Source organism: Streptomyces sp. NPDC016309 (genome assembly GCF_043077235.1).
In the GTDB taxonomy this organism is placed as follows: domain Bacteria; phylum Actinomycetota; class Actinomycetes; order Streptomycetales; family Streptomycetaceae; genus Streptomyces.
In genome coordinates this window covers 193,183-210,854 of the sequence record NZ_JBIBSG010000004.1, presented here as the reverse complement: position 1 = coordinate 210,854, position 17,672 = coordinate 193,183, and the positions used below count along the sequence as shown (strand labels likewise).

Sequence of the window (17,672 nt, the reverse complement as noted above, 5' to 3'; positions counted from 1 at the left end):
CGAGCGGAACGATGGCGGCGAGGGCGCGGGGGCCCTCGGCGGATCGTCCCCGCAATCCGGCCGGGTGGGGCACGTACGGGTGAGACTTGACCCGATCAGAGGAGGGTGAGCTGTTCGGGGCCGGAGCCCGGGCCGGTGGGGCGGTGCTCCGGCGGTACGGGCGGCGCCGGAACACGGCGGGGCGTTCCCCGCCGGGCGGGTCCCATGCCGAACTCGTCGGCCAGCTCGTGCACCTGACGGGTGATCCGGCGCTGGTACCACTTCGGGGCGTAGGCGCCCTCCGCGTACAACCGCTCGTAGCGCCGCACCAGGTGGGGGTGGTGCCGGCCCAGCCAGGCCATGAACCATTCGCGCGCCCCCGGCCGCAGGTGCAGCACGAGCGGGGTCACCGACGTCGCCCCGGAGGCCGCGACGGCACGCACGGTGGCGCGCAACTGGTCGGGGTGGTCGCCGAGGAACGGGATCACCGGGGCCATGAGCACCCCGCAGCCGATGCCGTGGTCGGTCAGGGTCCGGACGACGTCGAGGCGGCGCTCCGGGGACGGGGTGCCCGGCTCGACGGTCCGCCACAGCTCGCGGTCGGTGAAGCCCACCGAGACGGAGATGCCGACGTCCGTCACCTCGGCCGTCTGCACCAGCAGGTCGAGGTCCCGGAGGATCAGCGTCCCCTTGGTCAGGATGGAGAACGGGTTGGCGTGGTCGCGCAGCGCGGCGATGATGCCCGGCATCAGCCGGTAGCGGCCCTCGGCGCGCTGGTAGCAGTCGACGTTCGTCCCCATGGCGATGTGGGCGCCCTGCCAGCGCGGCGACGCGAGCTGCCGGCGCAGCAGCTCCGGCGCGTTGGTCTTGACGACGATCTGGGAGTCGAAGTCCAGGCCGGTGTCGAGGTCCAGGTAGCTGTGGGTCTTGCGGGCGAAGCAGTAGACGCACGCGTGCGTGCAGCCCCGGTAGGGGTTGACGGTCCATTCGAACGGCATGCGCGACGCACCCGGGACCCGGTTCAGGGCGGTGCGGGCGCGCACCTCGTGGAAGGTGATCCCGCGGAACTCGGGGGTGTCGAACGTTCGCGTGGTCACGGCGTCCGTACCGAACAGCACGGTGTCCCTGGTGGCCCCGGCGGGCCGGTCGCTCAGGTTGTCCCAGCGCATGGACGCCTCCTCGGTAGTACTCGCCCACACAATAGAACAAGTGTTCCCATGATCGCCTCGGGCCACTCCCGCGGATTTGGGCGGTCACGGCGCAAGTGGTTGGCTGGTGCCCCCTTAGGAACGAGTGCTGGAGGACATGGCATGGCGCAGGTCGAGGCCACGACGGAGCGGGTCATCGCGGCGGACGCGGAGACGGTGTTCGACGCGCTGGCCGATTACAAGGAGACCCGCGAGAAGCTGCTGCCCGAGCACTTCAGCGAGTACGAGGTCCGGGAGGGCGGCGACGGCGAGGGCACCCTCGTCCACTGGAAGCTCCAGGCCACCAGCAAGCGCATCCGCGACTGCCTGCTGGAGGTCACCGAGCCGACCGACGGCCGGCTCGTCGAGAAGGACCGCAACTCGTCCATGGTCACCACCTGGACGGTCACCCCGGCCGGTGAGGGCCGCTCCAAGGCCGTCGTCACCACCGTGTGGAACGGGGCGGGCGGCATCGGCGGGTTCTTCGAGAAGACCTTCGCGCCCAAGGGGCTCGGCCGCATCTACGACCAGATGCTCGCCAACCTCGCCGCCGAGGTCGAGAAGTAGGACCCGCGGCCGCCCGGCCATGGTCACTGGTTCGGGTGGTCTTCCCGTCGGCTCCCCGGCGCGTGAGGGCGGCCCGGCGCACCGTAGGCCACGGAAAAGCCGCTGGTGAGCGCCGGGGCGCCCCGGCGCGCAACGGGCGCCCACCCTCGTGACCTCGCATTGCCCCGCTTGCTCCCCCTCGGCGCGCAATGCGAAGAATGGCGCCCCGCGTTGGCGCGACCGAGGGGAGCAGGTTCGTGGGTGGGAACACGCTGGCGAACGACGGCTACACCACACCACCCGCCCGCGGCCGGTCCGGCCCGGCCACCTGGCGGAACGCGGCGGCCGGCCCGCCCCCGGACCCCGCCGCCGGCCCGGGGCCGGTGAGCCCCGGACGGGCCGGCCGGCCCGCCTCGGGCGGTGAGGGGTTCGGGAGCGGAGCGGCCGGGGGAGAGGCGTCCGGTTCCGGTGTCCCGGCGTACGACGTCGCCGCGTCCGGTCCCGGTGTTCCGGCGCACGGCGTCTCCGCGTCCGGCGCCACGGGCCGTACGGCTGCCCGGCCGGGCGTCATGGGGCCGGTTTCCCTGGGGCCGGGCGGCGTAGGGCCCGATGGTGCGGGACCGGGCGATGGGGAACCCGGCGGTGGCGCGGGGCTCCACCAGGAGGGCGCTCCCGGGCCGGGCCGGGGAGCGGTCCCCGGGACGGACGGGGGGTGGGGGCCCGACACCGTCACCTGGGAAGGCGCCGCCGCCACGTCCCTGCCCGGCGCACGGGTCGCCGCGCGCCGGGTGCCCGAGGCCTCTCCCGGGGACAGCGTCCCCAAGGATCCGGGGCCGGACATGGCACGGGGAGCGGAGCAGGTCGGCGAGTCCGGAGCCCCGGGCGGTGGCGCTCCGACGGACGCCGGCCACAGCCCCGCGCGCGTGCGCGTCGTCTTCTGCGGGCTCGTCCTGGCACTGCTGCTCGCCGTGCTGGAACAGTTCGTCACCGCCATGGCCCTCCCCTCCGTCACCCGCGACCTCCAGGGCGAGGGCCGGGCCCCCTGGGTGGCGACCGCCTACCTCCTGGCCGCCGCCGTGACCCTGCCCCTGCACGGCAGGCTCGGCGACCTCCGCGGCCGCAAGGGGCTCTTCCTGCTCGCCCTGGTCGTCTTCCTCGCCGGCTCGGCGTTGTCCGGCTGGTCGCGCGGCATGGACCAGCTCATCGCCTTCCGCGCGCTCCAGGGCGCCGGTGCCGGCGGCCTGCTGGCGGGCGCCCCGGCGATCACGGCCGCCCTGGTCCCCGCCACCCGGCGCGGGCGCTTCATGGGGGTGCTCGGCGCCGTGTTCGGCCTCGCCACCCTGGCGGGCCCGCTGCTCGGCGGACTCGTCACCGCCCACCTCTCCTGGCGCTGGTGCTTCTGGCTCACCGTGCCTCCCGGGCTGCTGGCCCTGCTCCTGGTCGGCGCCGCCCTCACCCCGCTCGCCCCCGCGGCCCGGGGGCGCCTGGACGTCCTGGGTGCGGTCCTGGTGGCGGCCGCCACCACCTTCCTGGTGCTGCTGGCCGACTGGGGCGGCACCGAGCACGCCTGGAACTCGCGCGTCGTCCTGGGCCTCGCCTGCGGGGCGGCCGGCGCCGCCCTGCTGTTCGTCGTGGTGGAGAACTACGCGCCCGAGCCGATCCTCCCGCTCGCGCTGTTCCGCGACCCCGCCTTCGCCGTCAGCGGCCTCGTGGGCGTGACCACCGGCGTCGCCCTCCACGTCGTCGCCGGCTGCCTGCCCGCCTACTTCCGGCTGACCGCCGGTACGGACGCGGCCGGGGCCGCGCTGCTGGTGCTGCCGCTGGCGGGCGGCATCGCCGTCGCCTCCCTCGTCTCCGGACACCTCATGACCCGCACCGGCCGCCACACGGTCCACCCGGTGCTCGGCGGCGCCGTGTCGGTGGTGGGCATGTGGCTGCTGTCCCGCCTCGGACCCGACACACCGCGCCTCACCCACGGCGTCTGGCAGGCCGTCCTCGGTGTGGGCATCGGACTCGTCCTGCCCGCCCTCGTCCTCGCCGTCCAGAACGCCGCGCAGCCCGCCGCCCTGGGCACCGCCACCGGCGCCCACTTCCACCTCCGGCTGGTCGGCACCTGTCTCGGCACCGCCGCCCTCGGCGCCCTGTTCACCCACCGCCTCGACCGGGCCCTCACCGGCCGGCCCCCCGCCGGTTCCGGCCTGCCGGGCCCTTGGGCGGACACGGCCCACACCCTGCACGCCCTGCCGGCCACCCTCCGGGACGCGTACCTGGAGGCGTGCTCCCAGGCGATGCCCCGGACCTTCCTCCATCTGGTGCCGGTCCTCGGGCTCGGCCTGGTCATCGCCTTCTTCCTCAGGGAGAAGCCGCTGACGGCCGGCGCCGCCACCACGGCCGCCGTGCCCCCGCCCCGCACCGAGCCGGGCCGGCGGGGCGACGTACCGGTCGGGGGGACCGTCCGGCAGCACGACGGGGCGTGCGTGCCGCGCGCCGCCCTCACCCTCGTCGACGACCAGGGGCGGCAGATCGGACGCGCGGCGAGCGGCGACGACGGGCGGTACGCGCTCGGCGTGCCCGGTACCGGGTCGTACGTGCTGATCGCGGCGGCCGGCGGGCACCAGCCCCGGGCCGTACCCGTCACCGTCGGCGAAGGGCCCGTCGAGCTCGACGTCGTCCTCGGCTGCGCGGGCCGGCTGGCCGGGACCGTGCGCACCGCCGACGGCACGCCCGTGCGCGAGGCGTCGGTCACCCTCACCGACGCCTGCGGAGAAGTCGTCGCGAGCACCCGCACGGGCCCCGACGGGGGGTACCTCCTCACCGCGCCGGTCGCGGGGGAGTGCACCCTGGCCGCGAGCGCCCCGGGCTTCCGGCCCGCCGCCCTGCCCGTGAGCGTCCAGGCGGCCCGTGAGACCCGGCGGGACATCGAGCTGGCCGGGACAGCGGTGCTGCGCGGGACGGTGCGGGCGCCCGGCGGACGGCCCGTGGAGGACGCGCGCGTGACCCTGCTCGACGCCGCCGGCACGGTCGTCGACACGCTCACCACCGGCCCCGACGGCACGTTCCGCTTCGTGGACCTCGCGTCCGGCGAGTACACCGTCATCGCCGCCGGGTACGCGCCGGTGGCCACCGTCTTCCAGGTCGCGGGGGGCGGACGCACCGAGCGGGATCTCCGTCTGGGCCACGAGGACTGACGGCGGTCGGTCCGGTGGATGCCCGGCGCGCAACGGCGCACGGGAGCGGCCCCGGCGGCCCGCCGCCCAAGGTCCTGCCGGTCCTCCGCCACGGCATCGCCCCGGCCCCGGTCGCCGGCGCCGAGCTGCCGGAGCACTTCCGTACGGCGGGCCCCGACGTGCTCGCCTCCGGCAGGATGCCGCTGCCCGCCACCGAGCAGGCGCCGGACGGCACGCGTATCGACCTGCCCTCCGCCCTGGCGGGTCGCCGGCCGGCCGGGGTGACGGCGGAGGGCCTCCCCTCCGTGGGCCGGGCCGCCGCTCCCGTCAGGCGTCCTTGCCGCGGCCCGTCATCGCGTCGCGCAGGCGGTCGATCATGCCGACGCCCGGGGCGAGCAGCTTGTCGGCCGGGGGCCGGTCCGGGGCCGAGGGGTGGGGGCGGGTCGGCGCCGTCCGCTTGGCCTGCCGCACCTTGTCGCCCAGCTCCGCCAGCACCTCGGCGGAGCACGCTTCCCTCAGACGCGGGAAGAGGTTGTTCTCCTCGTCGGTGATGTGCGACCGGATCTCCGCCATGAGCCGGTCGACCAGCACGTCGAACCGCGGGTCCGCCGCCTCGCAGCCCTCCAGGTCCTTCATGACGCGCTCGGCGGCCGCGTGATCGCCCAGCTCCTTGTCGGCGAGCGCGTCACCGCCCGGCACGTGCTCGCGCACCGCCGGGTACAGGTAGGTCTCCTCCGCGACCGCGTGCCGGACCAGCTCGATGGTGACCTGGTCGGCGTACTGCTTGCGCCGGCCGTCGCCGGGCGGCAGCTCCTCGATGGTGGTGAAGAGCTCCTCCACCTCCTGGTGGTCGTTGCTCAGTTCGGTGACGACGTCTCCACCGTGTGCCATGCCGTCGCTCCTCACGCGCGTGCTGTACGGATCCCCCATGAAACGCCGCCGCGCCGGTGCCGGGCGTATTGCCGTCCGCCCAGCGTGTCGGGCCCGGCCCCATGTGCGGCCGTGCGTGAGCTGCGTCATTTCGGTCCTCGGGCTCCAGGGGTACGTTTTCCGTCCGCTCGCACCCGTACATCCGGAATGGACCAGCCGTGCCCGCAGACTTCTCGCTCTCCCCGCTCATAGCGGCGACCGCGCGGTGGCTGACCCGCGCCTATCCGGCGGGCGGCGGCGCACTCGACCACGCCCTGGCCGAGGCCCAGGCGCGGCAGGCCGTCACGGTCGCCGCGTGGCTGCGCTACCCGACCGCGATGGACGCGGCGCTCGTCGCCGTCGCCGGACCGGGCGGGGCCGCCCGGCTCGACGGGGTGACCGGGGCCGACGCGGCCGGGGACGAGGACGGTGAGGCGTGGCGGACCTGGGTCGACGAGGTCGTCGCGAGCTGGGCCGCCGCCCTGCTCGGCGCGCCCGAGCTGGCCGCCACCGCCGCGGAGGCCCTCACCGGATCCGCGCACACCGCGGGCGCCCCCGTCGACTTCCGGCGCCTGGTGGACCCGGACGAGCGCGACCGCCGGGCCGCCGCGCTGCTGCGCCACCCGGACCTGCTCGCGCCCGTGGCGGAGCTCCACCGCGACCTGCTCCTCGACCGGCTCGCCGCCGGACCGGCACCGCTGACCGCCTGAGCCCGGGCACCCTCGCACCGCCGTTCCCCGAGACACGGCCCGCCGGGGGCGTGATGCTGTAGCGGTGAACGGTTGGGAGAACAGCGCGCCCACGGTCGGCGTCGAGGAGGAGTACTTCCTCGTCCACCCGGAGACCCGCGGCGTGGAACCCGCCGGCACCCAGGTGGTGGCCAGGGCCCGCGCCATGGTCGGGGACCTCGTGTGCGGCGAGTTCACCGAGTACCAGATCGAGGGGAAGACCCCGCCCTGCCCCGGCACCGAGGACCTCCGCCGGGAGCTCCACCGGGTTCGGGCGGCAGCCGTCGCCGCCGCCCGGGCGGAGGGCCTCCACCTGTGCGCGTCCGGCACACCCGTCCTGGGCGCCCCCCGGGACGCCTCCTCCCGCACCGAGATCGGCGACCACCCGCGCTACCGGGCCGGGGCCGACCAGTACCGGGCCATGCTCGACGACTTCTCCATCAGCGCCCTCCACGTCCATGTGCACCTGCCCGACCGCGAGCTCGCCGTCATGGCGGGCAACCACCTGCGGCCCTGGCTGCCGCTCCTGGTGGCGCTCAGCGCGAACTCGCCGTTCCACGAGGGGTACGACACGGGTTACGCAAGCTGGCGGTCCATCATCCGGTCACGCTTCCCCTGCCTGGGCCCGCCGCCGTACGCCGAGTCCCTCGACCACCACGAGCGGGTGGCCGTCGCCATGGCCGAGTCGGAGGCGATGCTGGAGCCCGGCATGCCCTTCTGGGACCTGCGGCCCAACCCGCGCCTGCCGACGCTGGAGGTCCGCTCCATGGACGTCCTGGCGGACGTCGACGACACGGTGGCCCTGACGGCACTGGTCAGGGCGCTCGTCGTGACCAGTGCGGACCGGGTCGTCCGGGGCGACCCCGGACCCCGCCCGGACGCCGAAGTGCTGCGCGCCGCCTACTGGCGCGCCGCCCGGGACGGCTGGCCCGGCAGCGGCGTGGACGCGCTCAGCGGGCGGGTCCTGCCCGTGCCGGAGCAGGCCGAGCGCCTGGTGCGGCACGTCCGGCCGGTGCTGGAGGCGTACGGGGACATGGGCGAGGTGTCGGCGTTCCTGCGGCGCCTGGCGGCCCGGGGCACCGGCGCCGAGCGGCAGCGCGCCTGGGCCCGCGACGGAGCCGGCCCGGCCGGGGTGGTCGACGCGCTGGTACGCGCCACCGGCCGGGTCAGCGGGCCGTGAGCGTGGTCACCAGCACGTCCCGGCGGGCGGGCCCGCCGGCGTCGAGCGGCCGGATGGGCGACACGCCGTGCAGGGTGGAGCGGTCGTCGCCCAGGAGCAGCGTCCCGCGCGCGTCGAGCGTGGTGGTCAGCAACTCCCGGCCGTCCGCGTCGTACACGGTGCTCTCGCCGCCGGTGGCGTTCTCCCTGCCGATCAGCAGCGAGGTCACCAGGGTGACGCCGTCGCGGTGCCGGCCCTCCGGGGTGGGCGCGCCCTGACCGCCGGCCGTGGCGATCACCCGGAACGGGTGGACCTTGACGCTCCACTCGTCCGTGCCGTCCAGGCAGGCCGCCACGTCGCCCAGCATCCGCAGCAGCGGCGTCAGGAGCGGGTCGGCCACGAAGGTGTCCGTCAGGGGCTCGAAGTGCCGGTCCACGTCCACGTACAGCGGATTGGAGTCCTCGGGCTGCACGAACGTGTCGTGCGGCCGGGGCGTCAGTTCCCCGGTGCGCGACAGCGAGAAGTGCCCGTAGCGGCGCAGCCGGCGCGTGCCCCGTTCGGCCGCGTACGCGTCGGGTACGAGGTCCTCCCAATGGGCGGCGAAGGCGGCCCAGTCGTGCTCGTCCGTGCCGAGGCACTCCGAGAGGGCCGCCGGGGACATCAGGTGGACGCCCTCGGAGGTGAGGGCACGGTGGGCGGCGGCGACCGGGGTGGCGTGCGCCGCGGTCCTGTCATCGGCCAGGTCTTCCATGGGTCCATGGTCCGGCGGCGGCCCGCGCTCCGCATCCGGCGCATGGCAGGCGCATGACCGGCGCACGCCGGGGCATGTTCCGGGGCCGCCCGCCCGCCCCCCGGCCGACCGTTATCCACAGGCCTGGGCAGGCGGGGCGGGACCGCGTACGGTTTCGAGGCATGAAGATCCTTGTCAGCGCCGACATGGAAGGCGCCACCGGTGTGACCTGGCCGGCCGACGTGCTGCCCGGCACGCCCCAGTGGGAGCGGTGCCGGTCCATGTTCACCTCCGACGTGAACGCGGCCGTGCTGGGTTTCTTCGACGGCGGCGCCGACGAGGTCCTCGTCAACGAGGCGCACTGGACCATGCGCAACCTGCTGCTGGAGCAACTCGACGAGCGCGTCGAGATGCTCACCGGCAGACACAAGTCCCTCTCCATGGTCGAGGGCGTCCAGCACGGGGACGTGGACGGCATCGCGTTCGTCGGGTATCACACGGGCGCGGGCAGCGAAGGGGTCCTCGCCCACACCTACCTCGCCAACTCCATCACCGGCGTGTGGCTCAACGGGGTCCGGGCGAGCGAGGGCATGCTCAACGCCCATGTCGTCGCCGAGCACGGCGTGCCCGTCATCCTCGTCACCGGCGACGACCTGACCTGCGAGGACGCCCTCGGGTACGCCCCCGAGGCCCGCAAGGTCGCCGTCAAGGACCATGTGTCGCGGTACGCGGCCGTGTGCCGCACCCCCACCCGGACGGCCGCCGACATCCGCGCCGCAGCCAAGGACGCGACCGCTCTCGCCGTACGGTACGAACCGGTGCGGGGCGGACCGTTCACCGTGGAGCTGGAGTTCGACGCGGAGCACCTCGCGGCGGCCGCCACCGTCGTCCCCGGCGTGGCGCCCAGCGGGGAACGGCGCGTCGCGTACACCAGCGAGACGATGTACGAAGCCATCCGCGCCTTCAAGGCGGTCACCACGATCGTCTCGGCCGCAGTGGAGGAGCAGTATGGCTGACGTGACGGCACCGTTCGACACGGACTCGCAGGCGCTCGACGAGGTGGTCACTTTCACCTCCGAGCTCATCCGCATCGACACCACCAACCACGGCAGCGGTGACTGCCGGGAGCGCCCCGCCGCCGAGTACGTGGCCGAGCGGCTCGCCGAGGCCGGGCTGGAACCGGCGATGCTGGAGCGCACCCCGGGCCGCACCAACGTGGTCGCCCGTATCGAGGGCACCGACCCCTCGGCCGACGCCCTGCTGGTGCACGGCCACCTCGACGTGGTGCCGGCCGACCCCGCCGACTGGGATGTCCACCCCTTCTCCGGGGAGGTGCGCGACGGGCTGGTGTGGGGCCGGGGCGCCGTCGACATGAAGAACATGGACGCGATGGTCCTGGCCGTCGTCCGCGAGTGGGCCCGCCACGGGATCCGGCCGCGGCGCGACATCGTCATCGCCTACACCGCCGACGAGGAGGCCAGCGCCGCCGACGGCGCCGCTTTCCTGGTGCGCCGCCACCGGGACCTCTTCGAGGGCTGCACGGAAGGGATCGGCGAGTCCGGCGCCTACACCTTCCACGCCGGACCCGACCTGGAGATCTACCCGATCGGCGCCGGTGAACGTGGCACGGCCTGGCTCAAGCTGACCGCCGAGGGCCGCGCGGGCCACGGCTCCAAGGTCAACCGGGAGAACGCGGTGAGCCGGCTGGCCCACGCCGTCTCCCGCATCGGCGCGCACGAATGGCCGGTGCGCCTGACGCCGACGGTGCGCGCCGCGCTCACCGAACTGGCCGCGCTGCACGGCCTCCAGCCCGACCTGGACGCGGACGACTTCGACGCCGACGTCCTGCTGTCGAAGCTCGGCCGCGCCGCCGCGCTCGTCGAGCCGACGGTCCGCAACAGCTCCAACCCGACCATGCTGCACGCCGGTTACAAGGTCAACGTGATCCCCGGCGTCGCCACCGCCCACATCGACGGACGGGTGCTGCCGGGCTCGGACCTGGAGTTCGCCGAAACCATGGACATGCTCACCGGGCCGGACGTCGACTGGGAGTTCGCGCACCAGGAGATCGCCCTCCAGGCACCCGTCGACTCACCGACGTACGCCAAACTCCGGGCCGCGCTGGAGCACTTCGAACCGGACGCCCACGTCGTGCCGTTCTGCATGTCCGGCGGCACCGACGCCAAGCACTTCGCCCGGCTCGGCATCACCGGCTACGGCTTCTCGCCACTGCGGCTGCCCATCGGCTTCGACTACCAGGCGCTGTTCCACGGCGTCGACGAGCGCGTCCCGGTCGAGGCGCTGCACTTCGGCATCCGCGTCCTCGACCACTACCTTCAGACCGCGTAGGGGGGAATCCGCGATGGTACCCACGGGGGCATACGGAACCTGGCCGTCACCGATCGGCGCGCGTCTCGCCGCCGCGCACGGTGGACGCCCGGAGTACGTCGGTGTGGTCGGCGACGAGGTCTGGTGGACCGAGCCACGCCCCGCCGAGGGAGGCAGACGCGCCCTGGTGCGCCGTCGCCCCGACGGCACCGAGGACCAGGTGCTGCCCACCCCGTGGAACGTCCGCAGCAGGGTCGTCGAGTACGGCGGGCAGCCGTGGGCGGGCGCGGTGCGCGAGCGGGGCGGCGGGCCGCTCGTCGTCTTCAGCCACTTCCCCGACCAGCGGCTGTACGCCTACGAGCCGGACCGCGCGGGTGACCCGGTGCCGCTCACCCCGGTGTCGGGCGTGGGCGGCGGGCTGCGCTGGGTGGACCCCGTGATCCACCCGGACCGGGACGAGGTGTGGTGCGTCCTGGAGGAGTTCACCGGCCCCGGCCCGGGCGACGTGCGCCGGGTCGTCGCCGCCGTGCCCCTCGACGGGTCGGCGGCCGGGGACCGGCGGGCGGTGCGGGAGCTGACCGACGACCGGCACCGGTTCGTCACCGGCCCCCGGCTCTCGCCGGACGGCCGGCGGGCCGTGTGGCTCGCCTGGGACCACCCCCGGATGCCGTGGGACGGCACGGTCGTGATGACCGGCGACGTCACGGACGACGGACCGTTCACCGGTGTCCGCGCCGTCGCCGGCGGCACCGAGGAGTCGGTCTGCCAGGCCGACTGGGCGCTGGACGGCTCCCTGCTGTACGTCTCCGACGCGGGCGGCTGGTGGGAGCTGCGGCGGACGGGGCCGGACGGCGTGACCGCCCCCCTGTGCACCGGGCGGTCCGAGGAGTTCGGCGGGCCGCTGTGGAAGATCGGACTGAAGTGGTTCCAGCCGCTGGACGACGGGACCATCGCCGTCATCCACGGCAAGGGCACCACCAGCCTCGGCATACTCGACCCGGAGACCGGCGAGGTGGTCGACGCCCCCGGCCCCTGGACCGAATGGGCTCCCACCCTCGCCGGCCACGGAACGCGCGTCATCGGGGTGGCGGCCAGCCCCCGCAGCGGCTACGAGGTCGTGGAGCTGGACACCAGCACCGGACGCACCCGGGTCGTCGGCGCCGCCCACGACGACCAGGTGGACCCGGCGTACTACCCGGAGCCGCACATCCGCACCTTCACCGGCCCCGACAACCGGGAGATCCACGCCCACGTCTACCCGCCGCACAACCCCGACCGGATCGCCCCCGACGACGAACTGCCGCCCTACGTGGTGTGGGCGCACGGCGGACCCACCGGGCACGCCCCCCTGGTCCTGGACCTGGCGATCGCCTACTTCACCTCGCGCGGCATCGGCGTCGCCGAGGTCAACTACGGCGGCTCCACCGGCTACGGCCGGCACTACCGCGACCGGCTGCGGGAGCAGTGGGGCGTCGTGGACGTCGAGGACTGCGCCGCCGTCGCGGAGGCGCTTGCCGCCGAGGGCACCGCCGACCCGGACCGCCTGGCGATCCGCGGCGACAGCGCGGGCGGCTGGACCGCCGCAGCGTCGCTCGCCGCCACCGACGTGTACGCCTGCGGCACCCTCCTCTACCCGGTCCTGGACCTGACCGCGTGGCCCGAGGAGACGCACGACTTCGAGTCCCGCTACCTGGAGTCCCTCATCGGACCGCTCGCGGACGTCCCCGGCCGCTACCGGGACCGCGCCCCGCTCGCCCAGGTCGACCGGATCACCTCCCCTTTCCTGCTGCTGCAAGGACTCGACGACGTGATCTGCCCGCCCGCCCAGTGCGAGCGGTTCCTCGCGGCGATGGCGGGCCGCGGCGTCCCGCACGCGTACCTCGCCTTCGAGGGCGAGGGTCACGGCTTCCGGCGGGCGGACACCCTGGTGCGGGCCCTGGAAGCCGAACTGGGCCTTTACGTGCGGGTCTTCGGCATCACCCGGGACGACGTCCCCCCACTGGAGCTGAGGAAATGACAGTGACCCCGCTGACCCGGCCCCGGCGTCTGCGGCCGGGCGACCGGGTCGCCGTCGTCGCCCCCAGCGGCCCCGTTCCCGAGGATCGCCTGAAGGCCGGCCTGGACGTCCTGCGCGGCTGGGGCCTCGACCCCGTGGCCATGCCGCACGTCCTGGACGTCCACCCGGAACTGCCGTACCTGGCCGGGAGGGACGAGGACCGCGCCCGCGACTTCACGGAGGCGTGGTGCGACCCGTCCGTCGCCGCGGTGGTCTGCGCCCGCGGTGGGTACGGGGTGCAGCGGATGGCCGATCTGCTCGACTGGACGGCCATACGGGACGCCGGGCCCAAGGTGTTCGTCGGCTACAGCGACGTGACGGCGCTCCACGAGGCGTTCGCCGTACGGGTGGGCCTGGCCACGCTGCACGGCCCGATGGCCGGGGCGGTCACCTTCCTCCAGGACGCCGCCACCCAGGAGTCGTTGCGGGCCACCCTCCTCGAACCCGAGACGGTGCTCACCCTCGGCCTCCCGGACGCCCGCACCATGGTCCCCGGCCGGGCGCGGGGGGTCACCTTCGGCGGCTGCCTGGCCCTGCTCGCCGCCGAGCTCGCCACGCCGTACGCCCGCCCCTCCGCGCGCGGGGGCCTGCTCCTGCTGGAGGACGTCGGTGAGGAGCCGTACCGGCTGGACCGCATCCTCACCCACCTCCTCCGTGCCGGTCACCTCGACGGCGTCGCGGGCATCGCCCTCGGCTCCTGGGAGGAGTGCGGCCCCTACGCCGAGGTCCGCGCCACCCTGCTGGACCGCCTGGCCCCGCTGGGCATACCGGTGGTCGAACAGCTCGGTTTCGGGCACGGCCCCACCAACCTGACCGTCCCGCTCGGCCTGCCCGCCACGCTGGACGCCGACGCCCGCACCCTCACCCTGGACGCACCCGCCCTGCGCTGACCGGACCCCGGCTCCGGGCGGCGCGGTCGGGCGGGGCACGGAGCCCGTCAGGTCAGCGGTGGTGGTTCTTCTTCGGCTTCGCGTGCGCCGGACGGCCCTTCGCCTTGCCGTGGCCCGGCTCCTGGCCGGACCGGCCCCGCGAGGCGGCCGGCGCCTCCGGGGAGGGAGCCGGGTTGTGCGCCTCGGCGCGTTCGGCGACCGGGTTCACCCTCACCGCGCTCCCGCGGGCGCCGGCGGGCGGCGCGGTGGCGGAGGCCGGGCTCGCCGGAGGGGCGGAAGCGGCCGGGGCCGCGGGGGCTGCGGGGGCGCGGTCCGTCGGGGCCGGGTGCGGGGGACGGGAGGCCACGTTCTGCCCGTCGCCCGGGGGCACGGTGGAACCGGTCAGCGCGACGCCGAGCGCGGCCAGCGCCGTGCCCGCCGTGAGCAGGGCCCGGCCGGTGCGACGGGGGGCGCGTCCGGGCGCCGCGGGCCCCTCGGCCGGCGTTCCGGTGTCCGCGGGGCCGACGTGCTCGGCCCGGTGCCCGGCCTGGTAGGACAGGGTGTCGTGCGGGGGGACGTGGGCGTCGGCCGGGCGGGCCACCGGCGGGCCGGAGTCGCCGCCCGGCGCCAGGGCGGCCAGCGCCCGGCAGCAGGTCATGGCGTCCGGCCGGTCGTTCTCGTCGGCGGCCGTCATGGCCACCAGCAGCTCGACCAGCTCCGGCGGCAGGTCCGGCGGTATCACCGGTTCCCGGTGGAGGCGGGCTATCGCGGACTCCAGCGGGGGACCGCCGTACTCCAGTTCGCCCTTCAGGCACTCGATGAGGACCAGCCCGAGGCTGTACACGTCGGCGGCCGGCCCCGCGCCCCTGCCCATCACCTGCTCGGGCGCCATGTACGCGGCGGTTCCCATCAGCGCGCCGGTGGCGGTGTGGACGGTGCTGTCGAGCAGCCGGGAGATGCCGAAGTCGGTCAGGTAGGGGACCCCCGTCTCGTCCACCAGGATGTTCGACGGCTTGATGTCACGGTGGACCACTCCCGCCGCGTGCACGTGCCCGAGCGCCGACGCCAGGGCGGAGCCGATCCGGCAGGCCTCGGCGGGCGTGAGGGGACCCCGGGCTATGCGCCGGCGCAGGGTGGTGCCCTTGACGAGCTGCATCACCAGGAACGGCCGGCCGTCGTCCCGGCCGCAGTCGTACACGGTGACCAGGCCGGGGTGCTGGAGCTGCGCCAGCAGCCGGGCCTCGCCGTCGAAGCGGTCCTCCGCCTCGGCGTCCCCCTCCGGGCGGAACACCTTCACCGCGACGGGCCGCCGCAGCCGCAGGTCCAGGCCTCCGTACACATCGGCCGCGCCCCCGCGGCCCAGCGGATCGTCGAGCCGGTAGCGGCCGGCCACCACATGGGCCGTGAGCCGGAAGTCCGGTCGAACCGACCACGGGCGGACCCTCATCAGCACTCCCCGCATTCCTGTCGCCGCCTGTCCACGTCGCCTGTGCACGTCCGCGTGTTCATCCGCGCACCCACCCGGCACGGATACGACCGGATCGCCGCACGCACGGATTGTGTACGCCTGCCCCGTCAGCGGCCGGACATCCGTGCCACGTGCCGTACCGGCGCATCCCGGCCACCGGCGGCGGGCCGGGAACGGGCTCAGGAGGTGCCCGGAGCCTCCACGGGCCGGGCCCGCCGGGCGTCCCGCAGCGCGGTGAACACCGCCCACGCCACCGACACCAGGGGCACGGCCACCACCGCGCCGACGACACCGGCCGCGACGGCTCCCGCGATCACCGACACCGCCACCACCAGGGGGTGCAGACGGACCGCCCAGCTCATCACCAGGGGGTGCAGCAGATGCCCCTCGATCTGTCCGATGACCACGATCAGCGCGACGACGACGGCAGCCGTCAGCGGCCCCTTCGCCGCCAGGGCGACCACCGCCGCCACCGCGAGCGCCACCGGGGAACCCACCAGCGGGACGAACGCGGCGACGAACTCCAGCAGTGCCAGCGGCACGGCGAGCGGTACCCCGAGGAAGTACAGCGCCATCCCGACCAGGATCGCGTTGGTCGCGGCGACCAGCACGATCCCGTGCGTGTAGCCGGTGAACGTACGCCACGCCGCACGGCCCGTCAGGGTCCAGCGCGGCCGCAGCCGTTCCGGGAGCTGGGCGCAGAACCAGCTCCACTGACGGTCGCCCGAGTGGATGAAGAACACCGAGGAGAACAGGCCGAGCGCCAGGGCGGTCAGCACGTGCACCGCCTCGCTCGCCCCGCTGACCGCCTTGCTGAGGAGGGCCGAGCGATGGCTGGAGAGGAACTCGGCGATCCGGGAGTGCAGGTCGGACAGCGTGTCCGGACGCAGCCGGAACGGCGGCTTCTCCAGCCACCCCTCGATGCGGTCCACCCCCTGGCGGAACTCCCGCACCAGGGTGGTCGTCTCGCCGGCCACCGCCTCACCGACGAACGCCAGCACCCCGAGGACCAGCGCGATCCCGGCGAGCAGGGTGAGCGCCACGGCGACCCCGCGGGGCAGCCGGCGGGCCAGGAGATCGGCGACGGGCCGCAGCATCGCGGTGACCACCAGGCCCAGGAAGAGCCCGACCCCGATCTCGTGGAAGCGGCCCAGTACGGCGAAGACGCCGTACACGGCCGCGCCGACGACCAGCAGGCGCCACGCGTGGGCCGCGGCCGTGCGGAGGAACGGGGACACCTGGGGCTCCATGCCCATCGAGGTACCACCGCACGGCCGCCCCGCCACGCCCGGGGCCGGACGTTCGCCCGCCCGGGGGCCGTACCGGCGCGACGACGAAAGGCGCCTCCGCGGCCGCGGAGACGCCTCCCGTCGTCGCCCCGGTGCCGACCGCGCCGTGCGGCCCCGGGGCGCCGTGCGGCTAGGGAGTGTCCGGACCTAGAGCGCCGCGTAGCCCGGGCGGATGACCTCGTCGATGATCCGGCGGCGCTCCGGCAGCGGCAGGAACGCGGCCTCGACGGCGGCCACGGTGAACTCCTCGAAGACCTCGGGGCCGTAGCCGAACGCGTCCACCATGTGCTGGAACTCCCGGCTCATGGTCGTGCCGGACACCAGGCGGTTGTCGGTGTTGAGGGTGATGCGGAAGCCGAGGCGGCGAAGCTGGTCGATCGGGTGCGTCGCGTAGTCCTTCGCGGCGCCCGTCTGGAGGTTGGAGGTCGGGCAGACCTCCAGCGCGATCCGGTTGTCGCGCACGTACGCGGCCAGGTGGCCGAGCGTGGCCGTCCCGTCCTCGTGCACCTGGATGTCATCGGTGATCCGCACGCCGTGGCCGATCCGCTCGGCACCGCACACCTGCACGGCCTCGTGGATCGACTCCGCGCCGACCGCCTCACCCGCGTGGATGGTGAAGTGGCAGTTGTGCCGCTTGAGGTGCTGGAAGGCCGGCAGGTGACGGGAGGGCGGGTTGCCGATCTCGCCGCCCGCGATGTCGAACCCGGCCACGCCGCGCTCGCGGTGGGCGACGGTCAGCTCGGCTATCTCCAGTGAGCGGTCCGTGTGGCGCATGCCCGTCAGCAGCGTGCCGACCGTGATCCGGCCGCCCGCACGGCGCTCGCCCTCCCGGAAGCCGTCGTTGACGGCCTCGACGACCTCGTCGAGGGTGAGGCCCGCCGCCAGGTGCTGCTCCGGGGCGTACCGCACCTCGGCGTAGACGACCCCGTCCGCCGCCAGGTCCTCGGCGCACTCGGCCGCGACGCGGAACAGCGCCTCGCGGGTCTGCATCACCGCACAGGTGTGGGCGAACGTCTCCAGGTAGCGCTCCAGCGAACCCGAGTCGGCGGCGTCGCGGAACCACTCACCGAGGGCGGCCGGTTCCTCGGTCGGCAGTCCGGTGTAGCCGCACTCACGGGCCAGCTCGATGATCGTGGCGGGACGCAGACCGCCGTCCAGGTGGTCGTGGAGGACCGCCTTCGGGGCGCGGCGGATCCAGTCGGCGGTGGCGGGAGCGTCGGCGGGGACGTTGTCAGACAAGTGCATGCTGCGGGAGTG

At 74.9% G+C, this 17,672-nt stretch carries 14 protein-coding genes; 8 read left to right on the top strand and 6 right to left on the bottom strand.

Annotation, left to right across the window (positions count from 1 at the left end):
* Positions 1–95 precede the first annotated feature (95 nt).
* The gene (locus ACF068_RS11835; protein ID WP_392274051.1) at positions 96–1,148 is read right to left on the bottom strand and encodes an Rv2578c family radical SAM protein; all 1,053 of its coding nucleotides are present in this window, start codon (positions 1,146–1,148) and stop codon (positions 96–98) included.
* A gap of 141 nt (positions 1,149–1,289) precedes the next feature.
* Between ACF068_RS11835 and ACF068_RS11830 the strand changes: the two genes are divergently transcribed.
* Complete coding sequence (locus ACF068_RS11830; RefSeq protein WP_392274050.1) at positions 1,290–1,733, top strand: SRPBCC family protein; 444 nt, start codon at positions 1,290–1,292, stop codon at positions 1,731–1,733.
* Positions 1,734–2,551: 818 nt separating this feature from the next.
* Complete coding sequence (locus ACF068_RS11825; protein ID WP_392274049.1) at positions 2,552–4,900, top strand: MFS transporter; 2,349 nt, start codon at positions 2,552–2,554, stop codon at positions 4,898–4,900.
* A 306-nt stretch (positions 4,901–5,206) separates the two neighbouring features.
* Here the strand turns inward: ACF068_RS11825 and ACF068_RS11820 are convergent, their stop codons facing one another.
* Positions 5,207–5,770, bottom strand: a complete 564-nt coding sequence (locus tag ACF068_RS11820; RefSeq protein WP_392274048.1) for a hemerythrin domain-containing protein — start codon at positions 5,768–5,770, stop codon at positions 5,207–5,209.
* Between the two features lie 197 nt (positions 5,771–5,967).
* Between ACF068_RS11820 and ACF068_RS11815 the strand changes: the two genes are divergently transcribed.
* Together ACF068_RS11815 and ACF068_RS11810 are read left to right on the top strand one after the other, a co-directional pair.
* Positions 5,968–6,498 (top strand): hypothetical protein, encoded by a 531-nt coding sequence (locus ACF068_RS11815; protein ID WP_392274047.1) that lies wholly within the window; start codon positions 5,968–5,970, stop codon positions 6,496–6,498.
* A 64-nt stretch (positions 6,499–6,562) separates the two neighbouring features.
* Positions 6,563–7,696 (top strand): glutamate--cysteine ligase, encoded by a 1,134-nt coding sequence (locus ACF068_RS11810; RefSeq protein WP_392274046.1) that lies wholly within the window; start codon positions 6,563–6,565, stop codon positions 7,694–7,696.
* Here ACF068_RS11810 and ACF068_RS11805 read toward each other — a convergent pair.
* Complete coding sequence (locus ACF068_RS11805; RefSeq protein WP_392274045.1) at positions 7,683–8,426, bottom strand: 2OG-Fe dioxygenase family protein; 744 nt, start codon at positions 8,424–8,426, stop codon at positions 7,683–7,685. The genes ACF068_RS11810 and ACF068_RS11805 overlap by 14 nt on opposite strands.
* A 161-nt stretch (positions 8,427–8,587) precedes the next feature.
* Here ACF068_RS11805 and ACF068_RS11800 point away from each other — a divergent pair, with 161 nt between their 5' ends.
* The 4 genes from ACF068_RS11800 to ACF068_RS11785 are packed head-to-tail and all read left to right on the top strand — an operon-like array spanning position 8,588 to position 13,679.
* A complete protein-coding gene (locus ACF068_RS11800; protein ID WP_392274044.1) occupies positions 8,588–9,421 on the top strand; it encodes a M55 family metallopeptidase in 834 nt (277 codons plus the stop codon).
* A complete protein-coding gene (locus ACF068_RS11795; protein ID WP_392274043.1) occupies positions 9,414–10,754 on the top strand; it encodes a M20/M25/M40 family metallo-hydrolase in 1,341 nt (446 codons plus the stop codon). Before ACF068_RS11800 ends, ACF068_RS11795 begins: the two co-directional genes overlap by 8 nt.
* A 13-nt stretch (positions 10,755–10,767) precedes the next feature.
* Positions 10,768–12,750: a prolyl oligopeptidase family serine peptidase gene (locus ACF068_RS11790; RefSeq protein WP_392274042.1), complete on the top strand. Its 1,983-nt coding sequence runs from the start codon at positions 10,768–10,770 to the stop codon at positions 12,748–12,750.
* Positions 12,747–13,679, top strand: a complete 933-nt coding sequence (locus ACF068_RS11785; protein WP_392274041.1) for an LD-carboxypeptidase — start codon at positions 12,747–12,749, stop codon at positions 13,677–13,679. The genes ACF068_RS11790 and ACF068_RS11785 overlap by 4 nt, the downstream gene beginning before the upstream one ends.
* Before the next feature lie 52 nt (positions 13,680–13,731).
* Here the strand turns inward: ACF068_RS11785 and ACF068_RS11780 are convergent, their stop codons facing one another.
* The 3 genes from ACF068_RS11780 to ACF068_RS11770 form a co-directional block, all read right to left on the bottom strand.
* Positions 13,732–15,105 carry a serine/threonine-protein kinase gene (locus ACF068_RS11780; protein WP_392274040.1) on the bottom strand — a complete coding sequence of 458 codons (1,374 nt, stop codon included), beginning with the start codon at positions 15,103–15,105 and terminating at the stop codon, positions 13,732–13,734.
* Positions 15,106–15,305: 200 nt separating this feature from the next.
* Complete coding sequence (locus tag ACF068_RS11775) at positions 15,306–16,382, bottom strand: AI-2E family transporter (protein ID WP_392274039.1); 1,077 nt, start codon at positions 16,380–16,382, stop codon at positions 15,306–15,308.
* Between the two features lie 180 nt (positions 16,383–16,562).
* Positions 16,563–17,660 carry an adenosine deaminase gene (locus tag ACF068_RS11770; RefSeq protein ID WP_392274038.1) on the bottom strand — a complete coding sequence of 366 codons (1,098 nt, stop codon included), beginning with the start codon at positions 17,658–17,660 and terminating at the stop codon, positions 16,563–16,565.
* Between the last annotated feature and the right edge of the window lie 12 nt (positions 17,661–17,672).

What these genes read in the sequence shown, in the direction of transcription:
- ACF068_RS11805 (WP_392274045.1), bottom strand. Translation starts at nt 8,426, where the DNA reads ATGGAAGACCTGGCCGATGACAGGACCGCGGCGCACGCCACCCCGGTC.
- ACF068_RS11795 (WP_392274043.1), top strand. Translation starts at nt 9,414, where the DNA reads ATGGCTGACGTGACGGCACCGTTCGACACGGACTCGCAGGCGCTCGAC.
- ACF068_RS11830 (WP_392274050.1), top strand. Translation starts at nt 1,290, where the DNA reads ATGGCGCAGGTCGAGGCCACGACGGAGCGGGTCATCGCGGCGGACGCG.
- ACF068_RS11790 (WP_392274042.1), top strand. Translation starts at nt 10,768, where the DNA reads ATGGTACCCACGGGGGCATACGGAACCTGGCCGTCACCGATCGGCGCG.
- ACF068_RS11775 (WP_392274039.1), bottom strand. Translation starts at nt 16,382, where the DNA reads ATGGGCATGGAGCCCCAGGTGTCCCCGTTCCTCCGCACGGCCGCGGCC.
- ACF068_RS11780 (WP_392274040.1), bottom strand. Translation starts at nt 15,105, where the DNA reads ATGAGGGTCCGCCCGTGGTCGGTTCGACCGGACTTCCGGCTCACGGCC.
- ACF068_RS11785 (WP_392274041.1), top strand. Translation starts at nt 12,747, where the DNA reads ATGACAGTGACCCCGCTGACCCGGCCCCGGCGTCTGCGGCCGGGCGAC.
- ACF068_RS11770 (WP_392274038.1), bottom strand. Translation starts at nt 17,660, where the DNA reads ATGCACTTGTCTGACAACGTCCCCGCCGACGCTCCCGCCACCGCCGAC.
- ACF068_RS11820 (WP_392274048.1), bottom strand. Translation starts at nt 5,770, where the DNA reads ATGGCACACGGTGGAGACGTCGTCACCGAACTGAGCAACGACCACCAG.
- ACF068_RS11800 (WP_392274044.1), top strand. Translation starts at nt 8,588, where the DNA reads ATGAAGATCCTTGTCAGCGCCGACATGGAAGGCGCCACCGGTGTGACC.
- ACF068_RS11825 (WP_392274049.1), top strand. Translation starts at nt 2,552, where the DNA reads ATGGCACGGGGAGCGGAGCAGGTCGGCGAGTCCGGAGCCCCGGGCGGT.
- ACF068_RS11835 (WP_392274051.1), bottom strand. Translation starts at nt 1,148, where the DNA reads ATGCGCTGGGACAACCTGAGCGACCGGCCCGCCGGGGCCACCAGGGAC.